10 protein-coding genes and 1 pseudogene are annotated in these 7,297 nt (G+C 71.2%); 5 read left to right on the top strand and 6 right to left on the bottom strand.

All coding sequences use genetic code 11. The features are described 5' to 3' along the window. Window positions 1-258, bottom strand: a pseudogene (locus E1165_RS27120) (hypothetical protein); the annotation flags it as partial. Then, window positions 255-764 (bottom strand): SigE family RNA polymerase sigma factor, encoded by a 510-nt coding sequence (locus E1165_RS27115; RefSeq protein ID WP_132394553.1) that lies wholly within the window; start codon window positions 762-764, stop codon window positions 255-257. The pseudogene E1165_RS27120 and the gene E1165_RS27115, both read right to left, overlap by 4 nt. Before the next feature lie 178 nt (window positions 765-942). On the opposite strand from E1165_RS27115, the gene E1165_RS27110 reads away from it, so the two are divergent. From E1165_RS27110 to E1165_RS27100, 3 genes are all read left to right on the top strand, one after another. Then, window positions 943-1,395 carry a hypothetical protein gene (locus E1165_RS27110; protein WP_132394552.1) on the top strand — a complete coding sequence of 151 codons (453 nt, stop codon included), beginning with the start codon at window positions 943-945 and terminating at the stop codon, window positions 1,393-1,395. A gap of 66 nt (window positions 1,396-1,461) precedes the next feature. Next, window positions 1,462-2,547: a redox-regulated ATPase YchF gene (gene ychF, locus E1165_RS27105; protein WP_132394551.1), complete on the top strand. Its 1,086-nt coding sequence runs from the start codon at window positions 1,462-1,464 to the stop codon at window positions 2,545-2,547. A 119-nt stretch (window positions 2,548-2,666) separates the two neighbouring features. Continuing rightward, window positions 2,667-3,176, top strand: a complete 510-nt coding sequence (locus E1165_RS27100; protein ID WP_132394550.1) for a DinB family protein — start codon at window positions 2,667-2,669, stop codon at window positions 3,174-3,176. A gap of 57 nt (window positions 3,177-3,233) precedes the next feature. On the opposite strand, the gene E1165_RS27095 is transcribed toward E1165_RS27100, so the two are convergent. The 3 genes from E1165_RS27095 to E1165_RS27080 form a co-directional block, all read right to left on the bottom strand. Beyond that, complete coding sequence (locus E1165_RS27095; RefSeq protein ID WP_207917053.1) at window positions 3,234-3,851, bottom strand: AAA family ATPase; 618 nt, start codon at window positions 3,849-3,851, stop codon at window positions 3,234-3,236. A 359-nt stretch (window positions 3,852-4,210) separates the two neighbouring features. Further along, window positions 4,211-4,429: a hypothetical protein gene (locus E1165_RS27090; RefSeq protein WP_132270845.1), complete on the bottom strand. Its 219-nt coding sequence runs from the start codon at window positions 4,427-4,429 to the stop codon at window positions 4,211-4,213. 238 nt (window positions 4,430-4,667) lie between these two features. Beyond that, on the bottom strand, window positions 4,668-5,030 hold the full coding sequence (locus tag E1165_RS27080) for a PH domain-containing protein (RefSeq protein ID WP_132394549.1): 363 nt from the start codon (window positions 5,028-5,030) through the stop codon (window positions 4,668-4,670). A gap of 142 nt (window positions 5,031-5,172) precedes the next feature. On the opposite strand from E1165_RS27080, the gene E1165_RS27075 reads away from it, so the two are divergent. After that, complete coding sequence (locus tag E1165_RS27075; protein ID WP_165945338.1) at window positions 5,173-6,189, top strand: DUF4190 domain-containing protein; 1,017 nt, start codon at window positions 5,173-5,175, stop codon at window positions 6,187-6,189. Window positions 6,190-6,383: 194 nt separating this feature from the next. On the opposite strand, the gene E1165_RS27070 is transcribed toward E1165_RS27075, so the two are convergent. Further along, window positions 6,384-6,692: a 4a-hydroxytetrahydrobiopterin dehydratase gene (locus tag E1165_RS27070; RefSeq protein ID WP_132265739.1), complete on the bottom strand. Its 309-nt coding sequence runs from the start codon at window positions 6,690-6,692 to the stop codon at window positions 6,384-6,386. 183 nt (window positions 6,693-6,875) lie between these two features. On the opposite strand from E1165_RS27070, the gene E1165_RS27065 reads away from it, so the two are divergent. Beyond that, window positions 6,876-7,297 (top strand): (deoxy)nucleoside triphosphate pyrophosphohydrolase (locus tag E1165_RS27065; protein ID WP_132394547.1); only part of this gene is annotated, 422 nt, incomplete at its 3' end.

Raw genomic sequence — 7,297 nt, 5'->3', positions numbered from 1 at the left:
GGGTGGCGCGGTGGTGAGGGTCGGGCGGACCGTCGGCGGGGCCGCCGGCCGGCCGCCGTCGCCGCCGCTGGCGGCCAGCGCCAGCGGGGCACCGATCAGGATGGCGGCGAGCGTCCCCACGGCGCCCATGGTGACGGTGGCGCGGCGGCGGGTACGTAGCCGTCGCTCGGCCCGGGTCAGTTGGTCTTCCACGGTTGGTGCCTCCTCGGCGAGATCGGTCAGTGTGGTGCGGAGCAGGTGCTCGATGGGGGACGTCACCGCCGTACCTCCAGAAGTTCGATGTCCGGCAGGAGCTCGCGTAACCGGCGTACGGCCCGGTGGGTACGGCTGCGGACGGTGCCCACCGAACAGCCCAGGGTCTCGGCGACCTGGGTTTCGGTGAGATCCTCGTAGTAGCGCAGGATCACCACCGTCCGCTGGGCCGGCGGCAGGTGCCGCAACGCCGCCCGCATGGCCAGCCGCAGGTCCGTGCCGCCGCTGGGATCGGCGTCGGCCCGGTCGTCGGCACCGGTGAGCAACGACTCCCGGTACCGGCGCAGCCGCCGCCACCAGCTCACGTGCTCCCGGTACATGACCGTGCGCAGGTAGCCCTCCGGGTCGGCGTTGCGCAGTGTCCGCCAGCGCGGGATCGTCCGCGCCAGCGCCGACTGGAACAGGTCCTCCGCCGCGTGCCGGTTGCCGGTGAGCAGGTACGCCACCCGCATCAGCGCCGGCGTGCGGCTGGCCACGAACTCGGCCAGCCGGGCACGTTCGTCGTCGTCCACCCACCCTCCCCGTTCCACTTGTTCACAGATACAGACGCCGCGGGCCGGGCCAGCTATCCATTACCGGGCAAGGGATTTCCGGCGGGGAAAGTGTCGGTCGTGGCCGGTACCGTCCCGCCACCAACTCCAGAAAGGGTGCGGGGGCGATGGTGGGCGTGGCCGGGCTGGGTGCTCGCTGATGCGGTCGGGGCGGGCGCGGCTGGACCGCGCGGTGGTGCAGGGCTTCTACGACCGGATGCGGGCGGTCGCCCCGGCGGCGTACGGGGCGATCGAGCGGGACCGGGCGGGTGACCCGGGGCGACCCTTCGCCGACACGGCGTGCGGGCGGCTCGCCGGCTCGCTCGACCCGGCCGGGCTGCGCGCGTTGGGCATGTGGGCGCACCACTGGTGCATGCGGTTCTACGACGACGACACGCGCCCCGGCCTGCGGCTGGTCCGCGAGATCGCTGGCCGGCGCGGGCTGGGCTGGACGGTCGACGAGGTGCGCTGGATGCTCGGCGAGTCGCACGCGGCCGGCCCGGCCGCCGCGCATCGGCTCACCCTGCCGCTGGCGGCCGTCGCCGAGCTGCCGGACGGGGCGCTCGGCGAGGTGGTGGCCGGCGGGGCGGGCTGGTGGCGGCTGGTCGGCTGAGCGGCGGCCACCTGCCTCGGGCCTGCCTGCCGGGTACGGACGGCGGGGCGCGTAAGCTGGCTGGTCGTGAGTCTCACCATCGGCATCGTCGGCCTGCCCAACGTCGGCAAGAGCACCCTGTTCAACGCGCTGACCAAGAACGACGTGCTCGCGGCGAACTATCCGTTCGCCACCATCGAGCCCAACGTCGGCGTCGTCGGGCTGCCGGACGAGCGGCTGGACAAGCTCGCGGAGATCTTCTCCTCGCAGAAGGTGCTGCCCGCGCCGGTGTCGTTCGTCGACATCGCCGGTTTGGTGCGCGGCGCGTCCAAGGGGCAGGGCCGGGGCAACGCGTTCCTGGCGAACATCCGCGACGCGTCGGCGATCTGCCAGGTGGTGCGCGCCTTCTCCGACCCGAACGTGGTGCACGTCGACGGCAAGGTCTCCCCGGCCGACGACATCGAGACGATCAACACCGAACTGATCCTCGCCGACCTTCAGACGTTGGAGAAGGCGCTGCCGCGGCTGGAGAAGGAGGCCAAGCTCCGCAAGGACCGGGCCGCCGCCGTCGCCGCCGCCAAGGCCGCCGTGGAGGTCCTCGACGGCGGCACCACCCTGTATGCCGGGGCCGCCGCCGCCAAGGTCGAGCTGGAGCACCTGCGCGAGCTGCACCTGCTCACCACCAAGCCGTTCCTGTACGTCTTCAACGTCGACGAGGCCGAGCTGGCCAACGCCGAGTTCCTCGACGAGCTGCGCGCGCTGGTCGCCCCCGCCGAGGCCGTCTTCATGGACGCCAAGATCGAGTCCGAGTTGGTGGACCTGCCCGAGGAGGAGGCCCGCGAGCTGCTGGAGTCGATCGGGCAGCACGAGCCCGGCCTGAACCAGCTCGTCCGGGTCGGTTTCCGTACCCTCGGACTCCAGACGTACCTCACGGCCGGCCCCAAGGAGGCGCGGGCCTGGACCATCCCGGTAGGCGCGACCGCCCCGGAGGCCGCCGGTGTGATCCACAGCGACTTCCAGCGCGGCTTCATCAAGGCCGAGGTCGTCTCCTACGACGACCTGGTCGGGGCCGGATCGATGGCGGCGGCCAAGGCGGCCGGCAAGGTCCGGATCGAGGGCAAGGAGTACGTCATGCAGGACGGCGACGTGGTGGAGTTCCGCTTCAACGTCTGACCCTTGTTCAGCCACTGACCCTGGTTGATCCACTCCGTGTGCGGCAGGTCGCGGTGTCAGGGCTCCAGCCACCGCCACTTGGCGCAAGTGGAGCGGATCCCCCTGCGGATACTGGTCCGGTGACCGTCGAATTTCCTTCGCCCACCATCCCGGCCGCACACCGTACCGAGGTCTTCCTGCGGTACCTCGACTACTTCCGAACGAGCGTGGTGGAAAAGGTGTCCGCGTTGACCGAGGACGACGTACGCCGCAGCGTTGTGCCCTCCGGTTGGACCCCGCTGGAGTTGGTCAAGCACCTGCGTCACGTGGAACTTCGGTGGATCGAGTGGGGTTTCCAGGGGCGCGACGTCGGCGACCCGTGGGGCGACCGGCGCGAGGACCGGTGGTACGTCGCACCGGAGGAGACTCGGCACGACCTGCTGGCCGCGCTTCGCGCGCAGGGCAGGCACACGCGGGCTGTGGTGGAGGGCAGTGAACTCACCTCGGTCGGGATGCCCGGCGAGCGCTGGGACGGCGCCGACCCGGCATCGCTGGAACGGGTGCTGTTCCACCTCGTGCAGGAGTACGCCCGTCATCTCGGGCACCTGGACATCGTGGTGGAACTGACGGGTGGCCCGACCGGCGAGTAGGCCACTGCTGATCCACTCCAGATGCGGGATGCGGTGGCGCGCGCGTCGGCCGTCCGGCTAGCCGATCGTCCTGTCGGCGTTGCCGCCGGAGCTTCCTCCGGGCGAGATCACGGCCTCCGTCCAACCGCGGGCGAGAATCTCTTCCACTGTCTCGGCCGGCGTCTGGCGGGACGTGTCGAGCCAGAGCCCGATCCGGGGCGTCTGGTGCCGCAACACAGCGTCGAGCTGTTCGATGGCCCAGGTGCCGTACACGGTCTTGCCTCGACCGGCCTCGCGGGCCGCGATGGCCTCGGTCGACGGGGCGAGTACGACCACGAGCAGGGGGCGTGCCCGGATCAGCGTCGTCATCCGGGCGAGGGCGTCGCCCAGGATGACGTCCTGGGTGACGACGGTGAAGCCGGCGTCGAAGTACGCGTCGCTCACCTGAGCCGCCAGGTGGTAACGCAGTCGAAGCTGCCGGAGCGCCTCGTCGGTGGGATCGGGCGTCATCTCGGCGCGCCCGGCCACGATCATGCGTCGGAAGGAATCGCCCCGTACGTGCACGGATCGGGGCAGCCGTTCGGCGAGAGACTGCGCGACGGTCGATTTCCCGGCGGCCTGGACGCCGGTTATGAGGACGACCGCGTGCCCGATCGTCGGCTGGTTCCCGTTCCGCGCCACGGTCGGTGAAATCACTTGATCTGCCTTTCCGCGGTCCAACGGCTCCGCGACTTCCCGTCCGGATCATCGCCGTACCAGAAGCCGGGAAGCTCCGCTGCCACGTCCGATGCCTGGTGAATCACTCCAGGTGCGGAATGTGCCGGTGTTCTGGTGTGTGCGGACACCACCATTTCCCGCGACCGGTGTGGAGCCGTCGTCGGCCTGCTCGCTGCCACTGTCCTCGCTGCCCTCGCGCTGTTCACCGGATACTTCCCGCCGGCACTAGCCGCAGACCCTCGCCTTGATCCACTCCGTGTGCCGCATGTCGCGGTCGGGTGCCTCCGGACACGCCTACTTGGTGCAGGTGGAGTGAATCATGGGGGTGGGTGGGGTGGTCAGTCGGATTCCTCGTGGTAGTAGACCGTGAACGAGTAATAGTCGCCCTCGGCGGTGATCTCGTTGTGCAGGACGATGTCCTGGATCCATACCGGGCCGAGGTCTTCGATGGTGTCGGCGAGCCGGCGCAGCAGGGCGGGTACGTCGTCCTGGGTGGGGCCGGCGGGGTTCCCCTGCGAGAAGTGCCGGATCGTGTAGGGGTCGGGTAGGTCGGGCATCCTGGTAGTATTCAGGATGGTCGATAGCCATCATCATCCCGGGTCGCCTGTCGGCCGGAGGTGCCAGGCGTTGGGGAGAACTTCCGGCCGACCCGGGGGAGACGACCGTCTCGGCGGAGGACGAGCAGGGCGTACGCCTTCGAGTCTTCTGCGACCCGCGGATGCCCGGCGGCCCGGCGTTGCCCGCGCCGCGCCGACCACGACGGGCCCGGCTCGCCCGGCGCTGACCGGCCCCCGGTCAGGAGATGTGGTGCAGGATCACGTTGTGCACGTGGTGGCTCTTCTGGTCACCCCGGAACTCGACCTCGTAGGTGTGGGTGCCGACGTGGATGGCGATCGCCCCGGTGGAGAAGAACGACCCACCCCACGACTTGTTGCTGACCACGCTCACGCTGGTGATCTTCGAGTACGGGATACTGGTGATCGCGTACCGTTTGCCGACGAAGGACCGGTCCTGGATGATCACTCGGCGGTTGGTCAGGCCGATGAAACCGGTGCCGGTGCCGACGGCGTCGTAGACGGCGATGATCTGCTCACCGTCGAGCAGTCCACTCTGGATCTGTTGGAACTGCTCCTTGCGGTCGTACGTCGCATTGGCCATGGACCCACGGTAGGCAGCGCGCGCCAACGTGGGCGGCCGGTGGTTTGGGCGGTCGGCTACTCTGCACGCCGCGGAACGGACACGGGGGAGGGAACGGGACGTGACTGCGGACGACAGGTCGGGGCGTCCCGTACCACCCGCTGTGCCAGAGGCGGCCGGCGGCGACTGGGAGCCGTGGGAGGGCCACCAGACGCGGACGAACCGGACGGCCGTCGCCGCCTTCGTGTGCGGTCTGCTCGGTGGCCTGCTCGGGCTGGTCCTCGGGTTGGTCGCGCTCGTCCAGATCCGCCGGTCCGGCCAGCGGGGGCGGGGCTTCGCCGTCGCCGGCCTGGTGTTCGGCGGGGTCTGGGCGCTCGTGGTGGCGCTGCTGGTCATCGGGCTCCCGTCCCGGCCCGGCCCGAACGAGGGCGTCCGGGGCCTGCGGGTGGGGGACTGCTTCCGCGTCGGCGACGTCGCGCCGGGTACCCGCACCGCGCCGGACGAGGTAACCACGGTGCCGTGCACCGAACCGCACGACGGGGAGCTGGTCGACCGTCTGCCCGGCTACGAGCGGTACGCCGGTGAGGCGTACCCCGGCAGCGCCGCGCTCTCCGCCCGGGCGGAGACCGAGTGCCGGCGGCAGCAACGCAACTACGTCCTCGACCCGCTGTCGCTCCCGACCGACGTACGGCTGCGCTGGTACGTCCCGTCCCGCGTCGAGTGGGATACCGACCCCCGGATCACCTGCTACCTGGCCGGCACACAGCCGTTGACCCGCCCGTTGCGCCAGGACGCGACGGTGCTCCGGCCCGAGCAGCTCACGTACCTGACGGCGGTCCGCGAGTTCACCGAGGCCCGCGCCGCCCTCGCCGCCCAGGGGCCGACCGCCCCGCCGGCCGAGCTGCGCGGCATGGTGGAGCGGGCGGCCTCGGCGAACGCCAGCATGTGGCTCGCCCTGAGCGGGGCGACCTGGCCGGCGCAGGCCCGGGAGCCGATCGAGAAGCTGATCGCCGAGGCCCAGGGAGCGGCGGTGTCCTGGCGGGACGCGGAGAAGGCCCCCGACCGGGAGCAGATGCTGCGGCTGGTGGCGCAAGCCGAACAACGCCGCGACCCGCAGCTCGATCTGGCCGTACGGCGGGCCCTGGGGTTGTCCACGACGCAGGGCGACCCGGCCCGCTGAGCGGCGCGCTTCCAGGCGACGCTACCCACCGTCATGCGATGAACCACTCGGGTGGTCGCCGCCGGACGTTTCGGGGGAGCGCGGCCGGCGGGACGCGGCCCTAGGCTGGTGGCAGAGTCGACCTGTCAGGTCGACGTGGACGGGGGGCCGGTGATGGACACCTGCCGCGGGGATGCGGCGGCGCGTGCCGCCGTTCAGTGCTCGGTGACCGCCCGGTACGCGTCCTCGATGCGGGCGGCCAGCAGCACCTCGCCCTCGGTCAACGGCTCGCCGTCGCCGTGGCCGACCCGGATCTGCGTCTCACGATCCCGCCGGCTGATCTCGGGGCGCAACCGCAGCGCGTCGGCCACCACCTTGACCCGCTCGGTCAGTGCCGCGTGCTGGGTGTCGTCCATGACGAGGGTGCGGCGGATCTGCTCACCCTCGCGGGTCCACCCGCTGAGCAGGGTCAGCGCGTCGCTGAGATAGTCGTGCTTTGCCCGGCTGCTGAACAGCGCGCGCATCACCGCACCTCCCAGACGTCGTTGCCGGCTTGTGGCCAAATCGTCGCCGTCCCGTGTCCTTGTGATGCTCTCCAGTCTGTCGGGGGGACATCGGTGTGTCCACGCCCACACTTCCGTGTTCTGCTGACCTGATGGTCGAGCTAGGTACCCGAATTGCCGATTGATCTGGCACGCTGGACGCCCGTGCGGACCGAACGGGTAGGCGGAAACGGACAGGCCGAGCGGCGCGAGCCCAGAGTCGTCGTCGGCGCGGCGATCATCTGCGGTGGGCGGGTGCTGGCCTGCGCGCGGTCCGCGCCCCCGGAGGTGGCCGGCCGGTACGAGTTCCCCGGCGGCAAGGTCGAGCCGGGGGAGAGCGAGGTGGCCGCCCTGGTCCGCGAGTGCGCCGAGGAACTGGCGGTACGGGTGGCGATCGGCGACCGGGTCGGCGGCGACGTCCGGATGGCGCACGGCCGCTCGGTGCTGCGGGTGTACACCGCCCGGCTGTTGCACGGGGACCAGCCGCAGGCGCTGGAACACTCCGCCATGCGCTGGCTCTCCGCGACCGAGCTGGACTCCGTCAGCTGGCTGCCCGCCGACGTCCCCATCGTGGCCGCCCTCCGCCC

Source organism: Micromonospora sp. KC723, assembly GCF_004348595.1.
Classification (GTDB): Bacteria; Actinomycetota; Actinomycetes; order Mycobacteriales; family Micromonosporaceae; genus Micromonospora.
The sequence above is the reverse complement of the archived record's forward strand: the minus strand, read 5'-3'. Positions and strand labels throughout refer to the sequence as shown.

Excerpts from the sequence above, each read along its gene's own strand:
- E1165_RS27110 (WP_132394552.1), top strand. The coding sequence starts at position 943 with ATGCGGTCGGGGCGGGCGCGGCTGGACCGCGCGGTGGTGCAGGGCTTC.
- E1165_RS27080 (WP_132394549.1), bottom strand. The coding sequence starts at position 5,030 with ATGGCCAATGCGACGTACGACCGCAAGGAGCAGTTCCAACAGATCCAG.
- E1165_RS27090 (WP_132270845.1), bottom strand. The coding sequence starts at position 4,429 with ATGCCCGACCTACCCGACCCCTACACGATCCGGCACTTCTCGCAGGGG.
- E1165_RS27070 (WP_132265739.1), bottom strand. The coding sequence starts at position 6,692 with ATGCGCGCGCTGTTCAGCAGCCGGGCAAAGCACGACTATCTCAGCGAC.